We start from the raw sequence: 19,312 nt of genomic DNA, 5'->3' as shown, positions 1-19,312 counted from the left end.
CGGCCGGTTCAGACGCGATGACGCAGCGCCCGCGCGCCGCCCGCGATCAGCAGCGCCGCCGTACACCAGAAGACGGCCGCGAGGCCGACGGCCGAACCCAGCGCGCCGAAGATCATGGGCAGCGCGGTCTGGCTGCTGCTCACGATGGCCGCGCGCACGCCGCCTGCCTCGCCCGCGCGTTCGGGCGGCGAGGCGCGGTAGATGAGGCTCATCGACGTGGGTTGCGCGCAGCCGAGGCTCATGCCGAGGACGAAGGCGACGGCGACCAGCGCCCAGAAATTCGTGAGCACCGGAAATGCGACGAAGCCCGCGCCGGTGACCAGCAGCGCGATGCACAGGATGCGCCATTCGCCCAGCCGGCGCGAGAGCAGGGGCAGCGCGAGTCGTACCGCGAAGCTGCCGCCCGCGAAGATGCCGACGATCACGCCGATGGCCGTGGCGCTCAGCCCGGCATGCACGCCGTGCAGCGGCGCGAGGAAGCCGAAGGTGTCCCAGCCCATCGAGAGCAGGGCGCTCACCATGAAGATGGTGCGCAGGTTCGGATGCCAGATCAGTTCGAGCAGGCTGCCGCTGGATTTCGCCACGGCCGGCATGGGCGCGACCCTGTACTTGCGCACGGCCCAGGCGAGCAGCGACAGGCTGATGACGGTGGAGCCCGCCATCGCCGCATAGCCCGCGGCGTGGCCCCAGTGGTCGATGGCGTAGCCGCACACCAGCGGCGCGACCAGCGCCGAGAGCGACAGCGACATCGTGAGCATCGCGAAGGCGCGCGTCATGTCCTCGGAGCGCGTGAGCTTGCCGGTGGCGTTGAGCGCGGCCACGTAGGCGAGCATGTAGCCGCAGCCGGTGAGCACGCTCGTGACATAGAGCGCGGGCATCGACGCGCCGGCGATGGCGAGCACCCCGGCCACGAATTCCATCGAGAAGCCCAGCGCGCAAAGCCGTCCGTAGCCGAAGCGGTCGGACCAGCGGCCGAACTGCACGGACAGCAGCATCGGCCCGAGCATGAGCAGGCCCAGCAGCACGCCGATCTCGAGCGGCGCCGCGCCCAGCTTCACCGCATGCAGCAGGAAGGTGAAGCGGTAGCCGATGAAGGCGACGTGGCCGAAGGTGAGCGCGGCGACGAGGCGCACCGGGATCGGCGAGGGCGCGGAGGGCGCGAGGGGCGTGGAGGAGGCGGGCGGCAAGGCACTTCCAGTCTAGGCGGAGGCGGGCCGTGCGCGCTTTCCGAATCCCGAACCGAGCTTTCGAAATTTGCGGATTGGTGCGGCGCGGCCTTTGCCCTAGCCTCGCGGCAGGAGACACGACATGCAGGATGACTTGCCCCTCGCGGGCGTGGTGGCCGTCGAGCTGAGCGACAACGCGTCGCTGCCCTACGGCGGACAATTGCTGGCCGGGCTGGGCGCCGAGGTCTGGAAGGTGGAGCGCCCCGGCGGCGACGCCACGCGCACCTGGGGACCCAGTCGCTGGCGCGGCGAAGGCGTCGCGTTCCACGCGCTCAACCGAGGCAAGCGCTCGATCTGCCTCGACATCAAGGACCCGCACGACCTCGCGACGCTCAAGGACCTGATCCAGGGGCACGCGCACGTGTTCTCGCACAACCTGCGGCCCGGCTCGGCCGCCCAATACGGGCTCGACGCCGCCAGCCTGCGCGCGAACAAGCCCGAGCTCGTCTGCTGCGAACTCGGCGCCTTCGGCCACGTCGGCCCGCTGAACAAGGAGCCCGGCTACGACCCGCTGATGCAGGCCTTCGGCGGCATCATGACCCTGACCGGCGAAGAGGGCCAGCCGCCCGTGCGCGCGGGCGTGTCGGTGTGCGACTTCGGCACCGGCATGTGGTCGGTGATCGGCATCCTCGCCGCGCTCTATCGTTGCAAGGGGACGAACAAGGGCGCGACCGTCAATTCGTCGCTGCTGGAGACCGCCATCGCGTGGATGTCGCTCGGCCTCGCGAGCTACGCGGCCGACGGCTACCCCGGCAGCCGGCACGGCTCGGGCGTCGCGTTTCTCGTGCCGCACCGCGCCTACCCGGCCGCCGACGGCCACATCGCGGTGAGCTGCGGCAACGACCGTCTGTTCGCGAAACTGTGCGAGGCACTGGGCCACGCCGAGTGGGCGACGGACGAACGCTTCGCGAACAACATGGCGCGCGTCGCGAACCGCGACGCCATCGACGGACTCATCGGCGATGCGCTGGCGGAGCACACGCGCGCGCACTGGAAGGACGTGCTCGGCCGCGCCGGCATCGCGTCGGCGCCGGTGCAGACCACCGCCGAGATCTTCGCGCACGAGCAGACGAAGGCGCTGGGCATCCTCGGCCATCCGGCCGACGACACGCTCGAGCTCGTGGGCGTGCCGCTGTCCTTCGACGGCCAGCGCCCGCCGCCGCTTTCCGCCGCGCCCTCGCTCGGGCGGGACAACGAGCAACTGAAATCCCTGCTTCGCAAGGACTGACGTCGAAGGACGAAGGAGACGACCATGAGCAAGATTTTCCTGAGCATCGCATCCGGCCCCGGCATGGCGCTCTCGACCGCGAAGCGCTTCGCGCGCGAGGGCTACGACATCGTGCTGAGTTCGCGCAGTGTCGAGAAGCTGCGGCCCTGCGCCGCGGAGATCGAGAAGCTGGGCGCGAAGGTGGAGGTGCGGCAGATCGACGCGAGCGATGCGCGGGCGGTGGCGAAGCTCGTCGAGAGCATCGGCCCCGATCTGCACGTGGTGCATTACAACGGCGCGGCGCTGCACTTCGCCAACGGCCGTCTGCTCACGCGCACGCTCGACGACGAGACGCTCGACTCGCTGCTCGCGGACCTCAACACGAGCGCGATCAGCGCGCTCGCCGCGATCAAGGCCGCCACCGGCGCGATGAAGGCGCGCGGCAGCGGCACCCTCCTCATCACCGGCGGCGGCTTCTGCTTCGCGCCCTCGGGCGACTACCTCACGCTCAGCCTCGGCAAGGTCGCGTTGCGCACCATGACCCAGACGCTCTTCGAGCAGCTGAAGAAGCAGAACATCCACGTCTTCAGCGCCGTGATCTGCCAGTACGTGACGGCCGGCTCGAAGGACGCCGAGGAGGTGGCGGAGATGTTCTGGCGCAACCATGCGCAGCCCCGCGAGGAATGGAAGTACGAGGAAGTTTTCGGCAATCTGGAAGAAGACCACGCATGAACCCGCCGTCGACGAGGCGCACGGGGAAGAACCTGCTCCAAACCCTGAACATCCAACCTGAATGACATGCCGATGAAAAGCGCCGCCGAACTCGCGGCGCTGGTACGCCCTGGCCAATCGATCTACGTCGGAGGCGGCCTCGCGCCGCCGGGCGCGTTCGTCGAAGCCCTGCAGGCCGACCCCGCGCTCACGCGGGACGTGCGCATCCTCTCGACGATCACGCCCGGTTTTCCGAATCCGTTCGACTTCGCGAAGCTGCATCCCACGGCGACGCTGACCGGGCCGCTGATGGTGGCGGAATTCAGCGCCGCGCAGCGCGAGGGGCGCTTTCGCCAGTTGCCCGCCTCGTTCTCGCAGTTCCTGCGCTACCTCGGCACGCAGACCTTCGATCTCGGTGTGGTGCAGGTCGCGCCGCCCGACGCCAACGGCCGCTACTCGCTGGGACCCAATGTGGAGTTCCAGCCGGCGGCGCTGAAGCAGTGCAGGCGCATCGCGGTCGTCGTGAATCCGCTGCTGCCTTCGATGCCCAATGCTGTGTCGCTCGGCGCGGACGAGATCGCGGCAATGTGCGAATCGGCGTCGGCCATTCCGCAGTACCTCACCGAGACGGACGAGCCGACCGATGCGATCGGCCGCCACATCGCCGACCTCATCGGGGACGGCAGCACGATCCAGACCGGAATCGGCAAGGTGCCGAGCGCGCTGGCGAAACACCTCAGCGGGCATCGGAACCTGAAGATCTATTCGGGCATGGTGTCCGACGGCGTGCTCGAACTCGCGAAAGCCGGCGCGCTCGACGACGGCGCGGACCACCGCATGGCGGTCATCGCCGGCAGCCAGGCGCTGTACGACTGGCTGCCGCGCGCGAAGCAGCAGCTCTCGGTCGTCGGCTGCGCGGGCATGTACACGAACGAGGCGCTCGCGAAGCTCGAGCAGTTCGTGTCGGTGAACTCCGCCCTCGAGGTCGACCTGCTCGGCCAGTGCAACCTCGAACATCTCTCGGGCCGCGCAATCAGCGGCGCGGGCGGCGCGCCCGATTTCGCGGGCACCGCGCGCACCTGCCGCGGCGGCATCAGCGTGGTCGCGCTCAATGCGACCTTCGGCCGGGTGCCGCAGTCGCGCATCGTCTCGACGCTGAGCCCCGGCGCGGTCGTCTCGCTGTCGCGCCTCGACGTCGACGTCGTCGTCACCGAATTCGGCGTTGCCGACATGCGGGTGGCGAGCGTGCATGAGCGCGCGAAGGCGCTCATCGGCGTGGCCGCGCCGCAATTCCGCGAAGAACTCGAACGTGCCTGGGCCGCGACCGCGGCGAAGCTCTGAAGAAGACGAATCCATGACGAATCCGCAATCGACGAATGGCGAGAAGCCGCTGCCCCTGGCCGGGGTGAAGGTGCTCGCCGTCGAGAACTTCCTCGCCGCGCCCTTCGCCACGATGTGGCTCGGCGACGCCGGGGCCGACGTGATCAAGATCGAGATGCCCGGCAAGGGCGACCAGATGCGCCAGACCGCACCCCTGCGGCCCGACGCGGACGGCAAGCCGCAGGGCTTCTCCTTCCTGCGCACCAACCGCAACAAGCGCAGCGTGACGCTCGACCTGAAGACCGAAGAGGGCAAGAAGATCTTCAAGCAGCTCGCGGCCAAGGCGGACATGGTGGTGGAGAACTTCCGCCCGGGCGTCATGAGCAAGCTGGGGCTCGGCTGGACCGACCTGCGCGAGATCAATCCGCGCCTGATCTACGTCGCGGTCTCCGGCTTCGGCCAGCCCGACCTGAAGCGCAGCCCCTACAGCGACATGCCGGCCTTCGACATCGTCGCGCAGGCGATGACGGGGCTGATGATGCGCGCCGAGCGCACGAGCGAGAAGCCGGTGTATTTCGGCGTGTCGATCTCGGACGTGCAGGCCGGCATCGTCGCCGCGCACGGCGCGGTGCTCGCGCTGCTGCAGCGGCAGTTGACGGGCGAGGGGCAGCTGGTCGACGTCGCGATGTACGACTCCAGCCTCGTGTTCAACGAGCTGTCGGTGGCGATGTATTCGGTGTTCAGGAAGAACAACAAGCCCGGCGTCGCGGGTGTCACCGCGCCCTTCGGCACCTACAAGGCCTCGGACGGCTGGGTCGTGGTGGCCGTGCTCGGCGAGGACATCTGGAAGCGCTTCACACAGGTGATCGGCCAGCCGGAGCTCGTCGCCGACGAGCGATTCAGCGACGGCGTGACGCGCTACAACAATTCGCAGGCGCTCAACGCGCTCATCGACCCCTGGCTCGCGGCGCGCACGCGGGCCGAGATCGTGGAGACGCTGTCGTCGAAAGGCGTGCCGGTGGCCGTCATCAACGATGCGAGCGACATCATGGACTGCCCGCATGCCGAGGCGCGCGAGATGTTGCAGACGATCGAGGACCCGGTCTGGGGCACGATGCGCGTTCCCGCGTTCCCGATCAAGATGAGCGGCATGCCCCACCCGCCCACGGCGCATCCGCCGAAGCTCGGCGAGCACACGCAGGAAGTGCTGGGGGACTGGCTCGGTCTCGGCGAGGACGATCTCGCGGGCCTGCGCGAGCGCAAGGTCATCTAACACACCAGGATTCAGGAGTTCGAGGACATGGCGGTCGACCCGAAGCTTTCACCCGACGACGCGGTCGTCGTCTTCGCCGATCTGCAGACCGGCATCCTGGACTTGCCGATGACGCGGCCCGCGACGACGCTGATGCGTTCGGCCCAGGGCCTCGCGCGGCTCGCGGAGATCTTCGACATCCCGACCATCGCACTGTGCATCCCCAAGCGCGCGGGCGAGACGCCCGTGATCTCGGAGGAAATCACCGGAACGCGCACGAAGCTGCGTCAGATCCAGCGCTTCACCCCCGACTCGTTCCAGAACCGCGAGTTCGTCGACGCGCTCGAGAAGACCGGGCGCAAGACGCTCGTGCTGAGCGGCGTCGCCACGGAGGTCGCGGTGCATTGGCTCACGGTGTCCGGCATCGCGAACGGCTACCAGGCCTACGTGGTCGCGGATGCGTGCGGCGGTGTCGGCGAGGTGTCCGAGGCGGCGGCTTACCGGCGCTTCGAGCAGGCCGGCGCCGTGATGACCTCGGTGGTGTCGCTGGCCTCCGAGTTCTCGGGCAACCTCGACATGACGAAGTCGCCCGGCAAGGATGCCGTGGAGGTGATCTACCAGATCATCCTCGGCGAGAAGATCCGCTGAGGGGCCGGGCGATGCGCAGCGGCCGGGTGCAGTTCACGCGCATGGAGGAAGTGCTGTACGGCACGCCCGCGGCGGCGGCGGTGGCCGAACTCGCGCAGCGCTTCGACGCGAAGCGTGTCTTCATCATGGCGAGCGGCACGCTGAACCGGAAGACCGGGGAAGTGGAGCGCATCCGCGCCGCGCTCGGCGAGCGGCATGCGGCCACTTTCGACCGCATTCCCGCGCACACGCCGCGCGCGTCCGTTGTCGAAGCGTCCGGCCATGCGCGCGAAGCGAAGGCCGATCTCATCGTCTCCGTCGGCGGCGGCTCCGCGACCGACGCGGCCAAGGCCGTGTCCTTCTGCCTCGCGAATGACGTGCGCGACGCCGATGCGATCGACCGGCTGCAGGGCGCGGACTGCCGCGCCCCTGTCGTGCGACAGGTCGCGGTGCCGACGACGCTGTCGGCGGGCGAGTTCTCGTCGATCTCGGGCGTGACGAACGAACGAACGCAGGCGAAGGAACTGCTGAAGCACCCGGGCATGATTCCGGCGGCGGTCGTGCTCGACCCCGCGATCACCGTCCACACGCCCGAGTGGCTGTTCCTGTCGACCGGCGTGCGCGCCGTCGACCACTGCGTCGAGGGCTTCTGCGCGAACGAGGCCCATGCGTTCTCGCAAGGCCAGGCGCTGCATGGGCTCGGTCTGCTCGCGCGCGGCCTTGGCCGCGTAAAGGCGGATCCTTCCGACCTCGCGGCCCGTCTCGACTGCCAGCTCGGCGCGTGGCTTTCGATGGGCTCGGTCTCGACCGGCGTGCCGATGGGCGCGAGCCACGGCATCGGCTACGTGCTGGGCGCCGCGTTCGGCGTGCCGCATGGCCACACCTCGTGCGTGATGCTGCCGGCGGTGCTGCAATGGAACGAGCCGGCGACGCGGGAGCGCCAGGCGCAGCTCTCGGCTGCGATGGGACAGGCCGGAACGCCGGCCAGCGAGGTGCTGGCCAAGCTCATCCGCGCACTCGGCCAGCCGCGCAGCCTCGGCGAGCTCGGCATCGGAAAAGAACACTTTCCGCGTATCGCGCAGGAGGCCATGAAGACGCCGTGGGTCCCGCGCAATCCGCGGCCGATCACGAGCGCCGCGCAGGTCGAGGAAATCCTCGCCATCGCGGCCTGAGTCCCGGCGGGCGCCCGTCCCCAGGGATTCGACCTCGCAGAAGCCCCCCTTCGGAATTCGCGACTTGGCACGTCCGCGCCCCATCGCGTAGGCTCGGAGGATGACCCTGACCGACGACGTGACGCGCGAGGACCTGCATTTCCGGCGCATCGATTTCCGGGGCTGCAAGCGCAGCGACGGCCTCTACGAAATCGTCGCGCGGCTGACCGACCGCAAGCCCTACGACTTCCTGCCACCGAGCCGCGACGAGTGGATCCCGGCCAACGACCCGATCCACGACCACGAGATCCGCGTGCTGTTCGACAAGGACATGGTGATCCGCGACATCGACTCCACGATGCACGTCTGGCCTTATGTGTCGTGCCCCGGCGGCGGCGGCACCCTGAAGAACTTCATCGGCGTGACCATCGGCCGCGGCTGGAACAACGAGGTCCGTTCGCGGCTTCCGAACGCCGACACCTGCACGCACTTCAAGGAAATGATGATTCCACTGGCGACCGCCGCCATCCAGACGATGGTGACGCAGCGGGATCCGGCCTCGCTTCACGCGACCGACGCGAACGGCCGGCCGGTGAAGATCGACGCCTGCCATGCCTACGGCGAGTCGCGCGAGCTGGTGCTGAAGCTCTGGCCGAAGTTTCACAAGAAGGTCGGTTGAAGATCGACTTCGCTGCGACGGGGCGGAGCTTGCGGTTCGGCGAGCATCCCATTGCCGAAGGGATCGCGCATGAACGCCTCGACAGCGCCTGTCGCGATGAGTCGTGCGACCCATTGCTGCGCGAATGATTTTCGGAAGATCTCGAGCGAGACCGGCGAAATCCAGCCGAGCAGTTCGACGAATTCTCGCAAGCAGGCTTCGAGCGCATGAACCGCATGCGTCCAGTGCTTGCCTTTGCTCGTCACGAGCATCGTCGGGGACCAGACCGGTTCGGAATGCGAAACGCGATTGCGCATACGCTGCAGTCGCTTGATGCGTTCGACGACGGGCGTGCGCGAGGCCCCATGCGACCAGTACGCGCGTCTGGAGTACGGGTGGTGCGGAAACACTTCGTTGAAGGTCCGCCCGACATGGGTGGGTGGCAACTGCGATGCGAGGATGTCCGACCACACGCCGAACGACAGGGACGCGACGACACTGTCGGGCGACGGAAGCGCCGCCAGCCTGACGCCATGCCTGTCGCACAGGACGGCTTCGAATGCGGCGGCTGTTCTTCCTCTGAGAACCAACGATCCTTTCACGGTTTGGTCGTACCACGGCCATGACACGGATTGACCGCGGCTCAGCTGTGTGGACAGGGAGGTGTGAATTGCATTGCGCAGAGCGACTTCGGCGATGCCGATGAAGGGCTGGAGCGCCGCCCCGGCAGCCTGCCCCCAGAGATAGGCCCCGAGGACCTGCCGGTCATTGCCGCTCCCGAATGCTCGCTGGTAGGTGCGAATCCTCGGCAGGGAAATCGCGTCGAAAAACGCCTTGAACTCGGCACGTTCGTCGGCCTCACGCATGGCGCTTGACCTTGATACAATCCGCGGGTACGTCGAGGAAAACCCGCTCCCACGCCTGCTCGCAGGTACCTCCAAGCTGGTGATGGCCTCTCGATAACAGAGCCAACGCCGTCGTGAGACGGCGTTGTGCTTTGTGCATCGCCGATGCGGCTGCTGCTGTGGGCATCCCCGTATCCCCCCAAGATTGGGCGGGAATCTAGGGCATGACACACCGAAGGTACAGAAGACGAAGGTCTATGACTTGGCGAGCATCGGTAGCCCGGTCAGATAGGTCTGGATTCCCAGGCAGCTCACGATCTCGCACACCTGGATGATCTCTTCGCGCGTCGCCTCGTAGCGCAGCGCGTTCGCCATGTGGATGCGGATGCCGGGCTCGAAGAGGTGCGTGGTCTGCACGTCGATGGCGACGTAGAGCAGTTCCTTCTCCTTCGGCGTGAGCACGCCGTTGGTCCACGGGTGCGACGAGAAGCCGGCATACGCCTCCCAGAACGGCGGCGAGGCGGCGAGCAGGTCTTCGAGCAGGTCGCTCCAGTACTTGCGGCCTTCGATGAACTTCGCCTTGATGTCCTGCTCGCGCGCGCCGAGCGCCGGCCGCCAGTTCGCGGGCTTGCCTTCGGCCTTCGCGGCCTCCTCCAGCATCGCCGTCGAGCCGACCATGTAGCCGTGGATGCCGAGCACCGAGGAGATCTGCAGCACCTCGCGCAGCTCGGCGTCGGTGGCGCCGAGCGCCTGCGCCTTTCGGATGTTCTGCTGCGCCGCGGGCGCGTTCATGTGCGTGATCGACGCATTGGCGGCCAGCAGCACGAACTGCACGAATTTCGCGCTCAGCGGACCCCGGTCCATCGCCACCGTCGCCAACTGGAGATAGCGGGCGAGGAACGGGGGGTCGGCCTCGGCGGCAAGCTCGACGGCGCGGTCGGCCCAGCCGTGCAGCTCGCGAAAGCGTGCGACAAGCTCGGCGGACGAAGGGGTCGTGGTGGACTCGGACATGCGCCCATCGTGTCACCGGCCGCGGGGCGCGGGAGAGGACGCGCCCACGGCGTTCCGTAGATCGGAAACCCGTGCAGGCGAGGCGGCGTACCATCGGCGCCACCATGTCGTCGTCCACCGCCTTGACCTTGCCGCCCGGCGCGAACCATCTGCTCTCGCTCCTCGACGCGAAGACGCTGGCCGCGATCGAGCCGGACCTCGAGCCCGTCGCGCTGCCCCTGCGCCGGATGCTGGAGCGCGAGAAGCGGGCCGTGCGCCACGTCTGGTTTCCGACCGAGGGCGTGGGCTCCATGCTCGCCGCTTCCGAAGGCGGCGAACCGAGCGTGGAAGTGGGCACCGTGGGCCGCGAAGGCATGGTCGGCCTTTCGGTGTTCTTCGGCGCGACGCACGCGCTGGGCGACACCTTCATGCAGGTCGCGGGCGCGGGCTGGCGCATGCCGGCCGAGAGCTTCGTGCGCGCGGCCCGTGCGCACCCCGACCTCACCCGCGTGCTGCACCGCTATGCGCAGGCGCTCATGGTGCAAATGTCCCAGGCGGTCGCGTGCAACCGCAAGCACTCGCCCGTGCAGCGCTGCGCGCGCTGGCTGCTCATGACGCGCGACCGGGTGAGCGGCGACACCTTCGATCTCACGCAGGAATTCCTGGGCACCATGCTGGGCGAACGGCGCGTCACCGTGAGCCGGTCGGAATCCGCGCTGCGCGAGCGCGGGATCATCCGGTACACCCGCGGCAGCGTCACGGTCCTCGACCGCGACCGGCTCGAAGAGGCGGCGTGCCCCTGCTATGGCGTGATCCGGCGCGCCTACGAGACCTTGCTGAAGGGCTGAATTCCGCGGCGCCTCGGGCGCATGTGTCCTCTTTCGCACATAGCGCTTGCTTACGCTCGGTGCGTGACGAATCAAGGCACTCCGGACGACATCGGCGACATGTACCGGTCGCTGTACCGCGACAGCGCGGGGCTCGCGCTCCCGATCATCGAGGGCTACGAGCGGAAGGTGATGGCGCTTGCCTGCGTCGACTGGAACCGGGACGACTATTCGGAAGCGTCCGCGATGTTCGACGCGCTCGAGGCGCACGTGCGCGAGTTGCCCGGGGTGCAGCAGGCGTGGATCGAAGCGCTCATCAGCCGCGCCGAGTTCACGCAGGCGCTGTGGCGTGCCGAGCTCGCGGGTTCGGGGGCGGAACACCTTGCGCGCTGCGAGGCAACGCATCGGGCCGCGCTGCGGCGCCTGGCGCAGCAGTGCCGGGCGCTCTACGGCCCGGCCACCTGAGCCGGGACCGCCGGCCAGTCGCCAACGAGCCCCAGCGTTCGCGACACGTCTTCGGCCGCACCGCGCACCGCACGCTGGATCGTCGCGAGCTGCGGCGTCATGCGTGCCGCCGGGCCGCCCGCGCTGATGGCAGCCATCACACGGCCGCTCGCGTCGAAGATGGGCGCGGCGACCGACAGCACGCCGGCGACCGTGCCGCTGTCGGTGGTGCTCACCCGGTCGGCGCGCACCTTGGCGAGCGCGGCCGCGAGCGCGCGCTTCGAGGCCACGGTCTTGTCGGTGATCCTGTCGAAGCGCACGCGCGCGAGGATCGCGCGCAACTCCCCGGGCGCAAGCCACGCGAGCATCGCGTGGCCCGTGCCCGTGGCATACGACGGCCGCGTCGATTCGCGCTCCACGCTGAACCGCAGCCAGCTCTCCGATTCGACGACGGCGACGTAGCGGCAGTTCATGCCGTCGGCCGTGAGCACGGCGAGGATGCCGGTCTCGCCGGTGCGCCGGCACAGGCCCTCGAGCGCTTCCATCGCGCATGCGGGGAAGGCATGGCGCGCACTCGCCGCCATGCGCGCGCCGAGCGCGATGGCTTCGGGGCCGAGCCGCCAGACGCCGGCCGCTGCGTGAAGATGCCCCGCCGCCTGCAGCGTCCTGAGCATCGTGAAGAGCGTCGTCTTCGGCAGGCGCAGCGCATCGCACAACTGCGCGAGCGTGCATCCTTCGGGATGATCGGACAGGTGCCCCAGCACGTGCAGCACGCGCAGGATCGCGCGCGGGCCGGCCGCCGCCGCACCGAGCGCCTGCAGGTCGAACGGGCTGGCTTCGTTCACGGCGTTGCGCGAGGACGCCTACTCCGGCTGGATGCCCGCGAGCTGCACGTTCTTGCCCCAGACTTCGAGCTGCCGCTTCACGAGCGCGGAGAACGTCGCGGGGTCGGAGGGCGTGGGCTCCGCGCCCATGCCGATGATGCGGTCGCGAACTTCCGGCCGCGCCAGCGCGCGCTGCAGCGCGCCGGAGACCTTGTCGACGACGTCCTTCGGCAGGTTGGCCGGGCCGAACATGCCGGTCCACGCCGCGAGGTCGAAGTCGCGCAGGCCGAGCGCTTCGCCCACCGTCGGCAACTCGGGCGCGAGCGAGGAGCGGCGCGCCATCGTCACCGCGAGCGCGCGCAGCCGGCCCGATTGCAGGTGCGGCTTCGCGGACGCGAGATCGACGACGAGGAACTGCGCCTGGCCGCCGACGACGTCGGTCAGCGCGGGCGGGCTGCTCTTGTACGGCACGCCGATGGCGCCCATGTCCTTCAGGCGGTTGATCGCCTCCGCGGGAATCTGCACCGTGGGCGTCCCGTAGGCGTACGCGACCTTGCCCTTGTTCTGCTGCGCGTACGTCACGAGTTCCTGCGCGGTGCGCACGGGCAGGCTTGCGTTCACGGCGAGGATGAAGGGGAAGTAGGCGACGCCGCCGATGGGCGTGAAGTCGGCCATGGGGTCGTAGGGCAGCTTCTTGAACAGGTGCGGATTGACCGAGTGCGTCGTGTTCGACGTGAGCATGAGCGTGTAGCCGTCGTTGGGCGACTTCGCGACGGCGCCGGCCGCGATCTGCGCCGAGGCGCCCGGGCGGTTCTCGACGACGAAGGGCTGGCCCAGGGCCTGCCGCAATTCCTCGGCCATCAGCCGCGCGATGATGTCGGTGCCGCTGCCCGGGCCGAAGCCGATGACGATCTTCACGGGCTTGTCGGGCCAGGCGCCTTGCGCGCGGACCGCGGCGGGCAGCGCGCCGAGCGCGAACGTGGAAAGCATCTGGTTGAAGTGCCGGCGTTGCATCGAGTGTCTCCTGGGTGTTCTAGGGGCGGGGCGTTGGAAAACGTTGCGTCGGGAAAGGCGGATCACGAGGCCGGGGACGAACCGTCCGCGAACACCGCGCCGCTGTGGACGAGCGACGCGCTCAGCGATTCGTCGTAGCCGAGCTCGGCGAGGATTTCGAGGCTGTGCTCGCCGAGCCGCGGCGCGCGGCGCGCCCACGGCAGCGGCCGGCCGTCGGCGAGCCAGGGCAGGCGAACGAGCGGCACGCCGTCGGACTCGATGAAGGTGCCGCGCTCCTGCGCGATGTCGCTCACCACGGCCTGTTCGAGCCCGCTCGCGCGCGTGACCGGAACGCCCGCGCGCGTGAAACGCTCCACCCAGCTCGCGACGTCGCGCGAGGCCAGCCGGGCGGAGATTTCCCCTTCGAGCGCGCGCACGTTGCGCGAGCGGTCGGCCACCGTGAGGAAGCGCTCGTCCCGCGCGAGTTCCGGCGCCTCGATCACGGCGAGCACCGACTCCCACAGGCGCTGGCTCGGCGCGGCGATCATGATGTCCCCGTCGCGCGCGGGATAGACCTGGTAGGGCGCGGCGATCGGGTTGCCGGAGCCCGCCTTCGGCGGGCGTTCGCCGGTGAGCCGCGCGGTCGTCGCCTGGTAGGGCACGACGCTGAAGGCGGTGTCGACGAGCGCGGTCTCCATGTGGCTCACGCGCTGGCCCTGCCCGCGGGCCATGATCGCGGCGAGCACGCCCATGGCGATCCACTGGCCGGTGCCGAGGTCGACCATCGAGGGCGCGCAGCGCGTGGGCGGCATGCCGTCGTGGCCCGTCATCTGCATGATGCCGGAGAAGGCCTGCACGAGCGGGTCGTAGCCGGGCATCGACTGGCCGCGCGCGCCGGCGCCGAATGCATTGAGGTCGTAGTAGAGGATGCCGGCATTCGCGCGGCGCGCGGCGTCGGCGCCGATGCCCAGCCGCTCGGCGACGCCGGGGCGCATGCTCTGCAGCACGACGTCGCTGCGCGCCATGAGCTTCAGCGCGACCTCGAGGCCCTGCGGCTGCTTGAGGTCGAGCGCGAGGCCGCGCTTGCCCGCGCCCATGTGGCGATGCGTCACGCTCATGCCCTCGACGATGGGCGGCCAGGCGCGCGCATCGTCGCCTTCGAGCGACTCGACTTTCACCACGTCCGCGCCGAGCTGCGCCAGGATCATCGTGGCGAAGGGGCCCGCCATGTTGAAGCTGAAGTCGGCGACGCGCACGCCCTTCAGCGGCTGCAAGGGCGCTTCGGTGTTCGGCGCAGTCACGGTGCGAGCACCTTGGCATCGCGCAGCCGCGCGAGCTCGTCGTCGCCGTAGCCGATGCTGCGCAGCAGGTCGTCGGCATCGGCGCCCACGCCGGGCGGCGGCCCAGCGGGACCCGAGGGCGTAGCGCTGAAGTCGATGGGCGTCGCGACGTTGTTTGCTTCGGCGGGCGGCGCATCGCCGGGCGAGCCCGGCACCCGCACGAAGGCGCCTGCGGCGATGGCCTGCGGATCCTCGATCACCTCGTCGATGGAATTCACCGGCGCCCACCAGACGTCGTGCATCGCGAACACTTTCGCCCAGTCGTCGCGCGACTTCGCATTCGTCGCCCCGTCGATCAGCGCAACGAGTTCCGTGCCGTTGCGGCGGCGGTCGCGCGGCGTGCGGAAGCGGTCGTCGTCCATCAGGGCTTCCAGCCCCAGCGCGCGCGCGATGCCGGGCCAGTGGCGCTCGGACTCCGCGCCGACGAGCCAGAACCACTTGTCGTCGCCGGCCCGGTAGAGATTCATCAGGGGGTTCTGCGGCTTCGTGCGCGGCGGCGGCGACGCCGCACGGCCGAGGCCCATGCGCGAGGACACGTCCATGCCGATGCTGTAGATGCCGGTGCGCAACAGCGAGGTCGACACGAGTTGCCCCTTGCCGCTGCGCTCGCGATGAAAGAGCGCGGCGCAGATGCCGGAGACCATGGACAGCGCGCTCACGTTGTCGCCGAGGCCGCCGGGGAGAATGGGCGGCTGCGCGCCCGCGGGCGTGGCGCGCTCCGCGAGGCCGCTGCGGCCGGAGAACGCGGCCATGTCGTAGCCGGGCGCGTCGCGGTCGGGGCCTTCGAGTCCGTAGGCCGTGAGGCTCGCGTAGACGAGCCTCGGAAATTTCGCCTCCAGCGTCGCCGGATCCAGCCCCACGCGCTCGAGGAACTGGGGGCGCATGTTGGTGAGGAACACGTCGGCCGTCGCGAGCAGGCGCTCGATCGGCTCGCGCCCGCCTGGCGCGTTGACGTCCATCGCGATGCTCTTCTTGCCGCGGTTGTACAGCTCGAAGGGCGGGCAGCGCGACTCCTTCGAACCGGAGAGCGCCGCGAACAGCTTGCGCATCGGGTCGCCGCCGGGCATCTCGATCTTGATCACTTCCGCGCCCCAGTCGGCGAGAATGCCGCCGGCCGCGGGGCCCGCGACCCACAGGCCCATCTCGACGACGCGGATGCCTTGCAGTGCGCTCATGATGTTTTCCTTCCGCGGAACACCGGGGGCCGCTTTTCCATGAAGGCCCGCGGGCCCTCGCGCGCGTCGGGCATGGCGGCGTTCTCCTTCGTGCATTGCGTCTCGATGGCGAACGCCTCTTCCAGCGGCAGGCCGCTCGTGCGCACCATCACTTCCTTGGTCTTCTCCAGCGCCACCGGCGCGCCGAGGCTCACGCGGCGCGCGAGGTCGAGCGCGGTATCGAGTACCCGGTCCGGGGGCACGACGCGGTTGACCAGTCCCATCGCGAGCGCACGCTCGGCGGGGATCGGCTCGCCGAGCAGCAGCAGCTCCATCGCATGCGCCCACGGCACCTGGCGCGGCATGCGCACGAGCGAGCCGCCGCTGGCGATCAGGCCGCGGCGCACTTCGGTGACCGCGAGCGTTGCATCGCTCGCCATCACGCGCAGGTCCGTGGCCATGACGAACTCCGCACCGCCCGCATGCGCGTGGCCGTTGATGGCCGCGATGACGGGCTTGAAGAAGCCCGCCGTGCGAAGCAGCGCGCGGCCCAGCTGCTTGCGGTCGGCCGCGAAGCGTTCCTCCCACTCGCCCTCGGGTGCGCGCGTGCGCATCATCAGCGGGATGGTGCTGCCGAGATCGCCGCCCGAGGAGAAAGCCTGGTCGCCCGCGCCGGTGACGACGACGGCGCGGACGTCGTCGTCCTTCGCGACCTCGTCCCAGAACGCCGCGAGGCGAACGATCATCTCGGGCGAGAGCGCGTTGCGCTTCTCGGGCCGGTTGAGGGTGAGGAGCGCGACGTCGCCGCGGCGCTCGATGAGGAGGTGGGACATCGTCATCGGTCCTTCGTGTTCGCCTGCAGCGCGGCGGCGGCGCGCTTGCGCCAGCCCATGTAGTCGGCCTTGCCGTTGGGGCCGCGGCCCACCGAGTCCACGAACAGCACGTGTCGCGGGGCCTTGTGACCGGCGAGCCGCTCGCGCACATGGGCGATGACGGCTTCCTGGGCGGGCCGCTGGTCGGCGGGGACTTCGACGACGGCCGTCACGGTCTCGCCGAAGCGCTCGTGCGGCACGCCGACCACGAGCGCATCGCGCACCGCGGGCATCAGCTTGATGCATTCCTCCACCTCCTCGGGGAATACCTTCTCGCCGCCGGAGTTGATGCTGACCGAGCCGCGCCCGAGCAGCGTGACGGTGCCGTCGGCTTCGATGCGCGCGAAGTCGCCGGGAATCGCGTGGCGGACGCCGTCGATGACGGGGAAGGTCGCGGCGGTCTTCGCCGGGTCGCCGTAGTAGCCGAGCGGCACGCGGCCGCGCACCGCGATTCGGCCCACTTCGGCGCTGCCGGCAGGCAGGGGCCTGTTGTCGGCGTCGAGCACCACGGCGTTGACGCCGAGCTTGAAGCGCGCCGCCTTCGCCGGCTTGTCGCGCGAGGACACGGCGCGGCCCATGCCGCTCGCTTCGCTGCTGTTGAGGAAGTCGACGAGCACGGCGTGCGGCGCATGACGCAGCAGTCGGTCCTTGTTCGCCTGGCCCCACATCATTCCGGACGACGAGACGGCCTTGAGGCTGCCGAGATCCCACCGTCCGGGCTGTGCATCGAGCGCCTCGACCATCGGCCGGCAGAACGCATCGCCCACGATGCAAAGCTCGCTCACGTTGCGCGACTGCACGGCATCGAGCATCTCGTGGATGTCGAGCTGGCGGCTCGGCAGCGTGACCACGGTGCCGCCGCGGTTGAGGATGGTGGCGGCGAAAACGAACGCGGTGCCGTGCATGAGCGGCGCCGCCGGCAGGCCGACGGGCCTCGGCTTCGCCGGGTCGAGTACGCGCTCGCGCACCCGCGCCGGGTCCGCGGCTTCCGCGTCGCCCGTCGTGTTCGACGCCATGTACATGTCATGCTGGCGCCACATCACGCCGCGCGGGTGGCCCGTGGTGCCGCCGGTGTAGATCAGCAGGAGATCGTCGCCGGTGCGCGCCTGTCCGGTCGACGGACACGCCGGCAGGGGCGTGGCGTCCTCATAGGGCGTCGCCCACGGCGGACATGCGGCACGGTCGCCCACGCACAGCCATGCGCGCACCTTCGTGCATTGCGCGCGGATGTCGGCGATGGTCGGTGCGAACGATGCATCGAACACCACGGCCGCCGCATCGGCGTCGTCCCAGAGCGCGCGCAGCTCTTCCTGACGGTAGCGATAGTTGGTGTTGACGGGAACGAGCGAGACCTTGAGGCAGGCGAACGCGGCCTGGAGATATTCGGGCCCGTTGAAGAGGTACAGCGCCACCTTGTCCTGGCGCCCGCACCCGGCCGCGAGCAGCCATGCCGCCACGCCGTTGGCGCGTTCGTCGAACTCGCGCCACGTGACTTCGACCTCACCATGGACCTGCGCCACCCGGCCGGGCTGCGCAAGGGCCACGGTCTCCCACACATCGGCGAAATTCCACTCCGCGGGCGCGTCGCGCGAGGCGGCCGGGGAATCGGAGGCGGCGGTGATCGGCATGACCGGATTCTGAAACAGGCCGGAATTGTTCCGAATGCGGAACCGCGCGACGTCCCGGGCGTGATCGCGCTACGTCGTCGGTCCTCTTGCCAGCTGCTCCCAGGACCACACCGGCCAGCGGCTGCGGGCCTCGCTGCGCGACCCGCCGATCAGGACCGAGCCGCCGCTCAACATGCCGGGGTGATGACGGTCGAATGCCTCGAGGCCGCGAAAGTAGTCGGGATTCACCGTGGCTCCGGCCTTCACTTCGATGCCGTGCAGTTGCCGGCCGACCGGCATGAGCAGATCGACTTCGTTGCCTGCCGAGTCGCGGTAGAAGTGGAGCGGGTTCGAATCGCCCCGATTGAACCGGTCCTTCATCGCTTCCATCACGATGAAGTTCTCGAACAGCGACCCCCAGAGCGGATCGCGTGCGACCTGCTCCGGCTCGCGCAGTCCGAGGAGCCAGCAGGCCAGTCCCACGTCGATGAAATAGAGCTTCGGCGCCTTCACCAGCCGCTTGCCGTTGTTCACGAACCAGGGCGGCAGCAAGTGGATGATGAAGCTGGCCTGCAGGAGGTCGATCCACTGGCGCGCGGTCGTGTGCGACACCCCCGCGTCGTTGCCCAGGCTCGAGAGGTTGAGCAGTTGTCCGGTGCGGCCCGCGCACAGGCGCACGAAGCGCTCGAACTGTTGCAGGTTGTGTACCGTGGTGAGTTGGCGCAAGTCACGCTCGACGTAGGTGGCGAAGTAGTCTGCAAGCGCCTGCGTGGGATCGAGCTTGCGGTCGTGGATACGCGGGTAGAAACCGGAGAGCATCACCTGCGGCAACCCGCCTTCGAGGGCCTCTGGATTGGCGCGGACGGCCTCTGCAAGGGTGATCGGGAGCAGGCGCAGGAGCGCGATGCGACCGGCGAGCGACTGCGTCACCTGGGTCATCAGCTCGAACTGCTGGCTGCCGGTGAGGATGAAGCGACCGGGCGTGGGATCGGCGTCGACCAGCGTCTGCAGGAACGAGGGCAGTTCCGGCGCGCGCTGAATCTCGTCGAGCAGCGCACCCTGCGGATAGGCTGCAAGAAAGCCTCGCGGATCGTCGCCCGCGAAGCGGCGCACGTCGGGATCTTCGAGCGAAACGTAGGGCAGGTGAGGAAACGCGGCCCGCGCAAGGGTCGTCTTGCCGCTCTGGCGCGGGCCGGTGAGGGTGACCACCGGGTACTGCGCCGCAAGCTGGGCAAGCAGAGGCCCGATGTTGCGGTGGATCATG

19 protein-coding genes are annotated in these 19,312 nt (G+C 69.3%); 9 read left to right on the top strand and 10 right to left on the bottom strand.

The features are described 5' to 3' along the window. Positions 1 to 8 precede the first annotated feature (8 nt). The gene (locus AB7E83_RS00295; protein ID WP_428563825.1) at positions 9 to 1,187 is read right to left on the bottom strand and encodes an MFS transporter; all 1,179 of its coding nucleotides are present in this window, start codon (positions 1,185 to 1,187) and stop codon (positions 9 to 11) included. Positions 1,188 to 1,308: 121 nt separating this feature from the next. Between AB7E83_RS00295 and AB7E83_RS00290 the strand changes: the two genes are divergently transcribed. The 7 genes from AB7E83_RS00290 to AB7E83_RS00260 all read left to right on the top strand — a co-directional run bounded on the left by AB7E83_RS00290 (position 1,309) and on the right by AB7E83_RS00260 (position 8,173). Continuing rightward, positions 1,309 to 2,454, top strand: a complete 1,146-nt coding sequence (locus AB7E83_RS00290) for a CaiB/BaiF CoA transferase family protein (protein WP_428563822.1) — start codon at positions 1,309 to 1,311, stop codon at positions 2,452 to 2,454. Between the two features lie 24 nt (positions 2,455 to 2,478). After that, the gene (locus AB7E83_RS00285; RefSeq protein ID WP_428563820.1) at positions 2,479 to 3,165 is read left to right on the top strand and encodes an SDR family NAD(P)-dependent oxidoreductase; all 687 of its coding nucleotides are present in this window, start codon (positions 2,479 to 2,481) and stop codon (positions 3,163 to 3,165) included. Between the two features lie 72 nt (positions 3,166 to 3,237). Further along, positions 3,238 to 4,485 carry an acetyl-CoA hydrolase/transferase family protein gene (locus AB7E83_RS00280; protein WP_428563817.1) on the top strand — a complete coding sequence of 416 codons (1,248 nt, stop codon included), beginning with the start codon at positions 3,238 to 3,240 and terminating at the stop codon, positions 4,483 to 4,485. Positions 4,486 to 4,498: 13 nt separating this feature from the next. Then, positions 4,499 to 5,737, top strand: a complete 1,239-nt coding sequence (locus tag AB7E83_RS00275; protein WP_428563814.1) for a CaiB/BaiF CoA transferase family protein — start codon at positions 4,499 to 4,501, stop codon at positions 5,735 to 5,737. 27 nt (positions 5,738 to 5,764) lie between these two features. Beyond that, the gene (locus AB7E83_RS00270) at positions 5,765 to 6,364 is read left to right on the top strand and encodes an isochorismatase family protein (RefSeq protein WP_428563811.1); all 600 of its coding nucleotides are present in this window, start codon (positions 5,765 to 5,767) and stop codon (positions 6,362 to 6,364) included. Between the two features lie 11 nt (positions 6,365 to 6,375). Next, on the top strand, positions 6,376 to 7,515 hold the full coding sequence (locus AB7E83_RS00265) for an iron-containing alcohol dehydrogenase (RefSeq protein ID WP_428563808.1): 1,140 nt from the start codon (positions 6,376 to 6,378) through the stop codon (positions 7,513 to 7,515). Between the two features lie 100 nt (positions 7,516 to 7,615). Continuing rightward, the gene (locus AB7E83_RS00260; protein WP_428563805.1) at positions 7,616 to 8,173 is read left to right on the top strand and encodes a DUF2889 domain-containing protein; all 558 of its coding nucleotides are present in this window, start codon (positions 7,616 to 7,618) and stop codon (positions 8,171 to 8,173) included. Here the strand turns inward: AB7E83_RS00260 and AB7E83_RS00255 are convergent. Both AB7E83_RS00255 and AB7E83_RS00250 read right to left on the bottom strand, forming a co-directional pair. After that, entirely contained in the window at positions 8,155 to 9,018 is an 864-nt protein-coding gene (locus AB7E83_RS00255; RefSeq protein ID WP_428563802.1) for a hypothetical protein, read from the bottom strand. The two genes, AB7E83_RS00260 and AB7E83_RS00255, sit on opposite strands and share 19 nt — an antisense overlap. A 234-nt stretch (positions 9,019 to 9,252) precedes the next feature. Then, positions 9,253 to 10,008, bottom strand: a complete 756-nt coding sequence (locus tag AB7E83_RS00250) for a carboxymuconolactone decarboxylase family protein (RefSeq protein WP_428563799.1) — start codon at positions 10,006 to 10,008, stop codon at positions 9,253 to 9,255. Positions 10,009 to 10,112: 104 nt separating this feature from the next. Between AB7E83_RS00250 and AB7E83_RS00245 the strand changes: the two genes are divergently transcribed. Beyond that, positions 10,113 to 10,835, top strand: a complete 723-nt coding sequence (locus AB7E83_RS00245; RefSeq protein WP_428563796.1) for a Crp/Fnr family transcriptional regulator — start codon at positions 10,113 to 10,115, stop codon at positions 10,833 to 10,835. 63 nt (positions 10,836 to 10,898) lie between these two features. Then, positions 10,899 to 11,279, top strand: coding sequence for a hypothetical protein (locus tag AB7E83_RS00240; RefSeq protein ID WP_428563793.1), 381 nt, complete (start codon positions 10,899 to 10,901; stop codon positions 11,277 to 11,279). Here AB7E83_RS00240 and AB7E83_RS00235 read toward each other — a convergent pair. The 7 genes from AB7E83_RS00235 to AB7E83_RS00205 form a co-directional block, all read right to left on the bottom strand. Then, entirely contained in the window at positions 11,261 to 12,103 is an 843-nt protein-coding gene (locus tag AB7E83_RS00235) for an IclR family transcriptional regulator (protein WP_428563790.1), read from the bottom strand. The two genes, AB7E83_RS00240 and AB7E83_RS00235, sit on opposite strands and share 19 nt — an antisense overlap. A gap of 18 nt (positions 12,104 to 12,121) precedes the next feature. Then, entirely contained in the window at positions 12,122 to 13,096 is a 975-nt protein-coding gene (locus tag AB7E83_RS00230; protein ID WP_428563787.1) for a Bug family tripartite tricarboxylate transporter substrate binding protein, read from the bottom strand. 62 nt (positions 13,097 to 13,158) lie between these two features. After that, on the bottom strand, positions 13,159 to 14,376 hold the full coding sequence (locus AB7E83_RS00225) for a CaiB/BaiF CoA transferase family protein (RefSeq protein ID WP_428563784.1): 1,218 nt from the start codon (positions 14,374 to 14,376) through the stop codon (positions 13,159 to 13,161). Continuing rightward, the gene (locus AB7E83_RS00220; RefSeq protein WP_428563781.1) at positions 14,373 to 15,590 is read right to left on the bottom strand and encodes a CaiB/BaiF CoA transferase family protein; all 1,218 of its coding nucleotides are present in this window, start codon (positions 15,588 to 15,590) and stop codon (positions 14,373 to 14,375) included. Before AB7E83_RS00220 ends, AB7E83_RS00225 begins: the two co-directional genes overlap by 4 nt. Beyond that, on the bottom strand, positions 15,587 to 16,402 hold the full coding sequence (locus AB7E83_RS00215; protein ID WP_428563778.1) for an enoyl-CoA hydratase/isomerase family protein: 816 nt from the start codon (positions 16,400 to 16,402) through the stop codon (positions 15,587 to 15,589). Before AB7E83_RS00215 ends, AB7E83_RS00220 begins: the two co-directional genes overlap by 4 nt. 2 nt (positions 16,403 to 16,404) lie before the next feature. After that, positions 16,405 to 18,069 carry an AMP-binding protein gene (locus tag AB7E83_RS00210; protein WP_428563775.1) on the bottom strand — a complete coding sequence of 555 codons (1,665 nt, stop codon included), beginning with the start codon at positions 18,067 to 18,069 and terminating at the stop codon, positions 16,405 to 16,407. Positions 18,070 to 18,138: 69 nt separating this feature from the next. Beyond that, entirely contained in the window at positions 18,139 to 19,311 is a 1,173-nt protein-coding gene (locus AB7E83_RS00205) for an ATP-binding protein (protein WP_428563772.1), read from the bottom strand. Position 19,312 lies beyond the last annotated feature (1 nt).

This window comes from Ramlibacter sp., from assembly GCF_050250995.1.
Taxonomy (GTDB): domain Bacteria; phylum Pseudomonadota; class Gammaproteobacteria; order Burkholderiales; family Burkholderiaceae_C; genus Ramlibacter.
The sequence above is the reverse complement of the archived record's forward strand: the minus strand, read 5'-3'. Positions and strand labels throughout refer to the sequence as shown.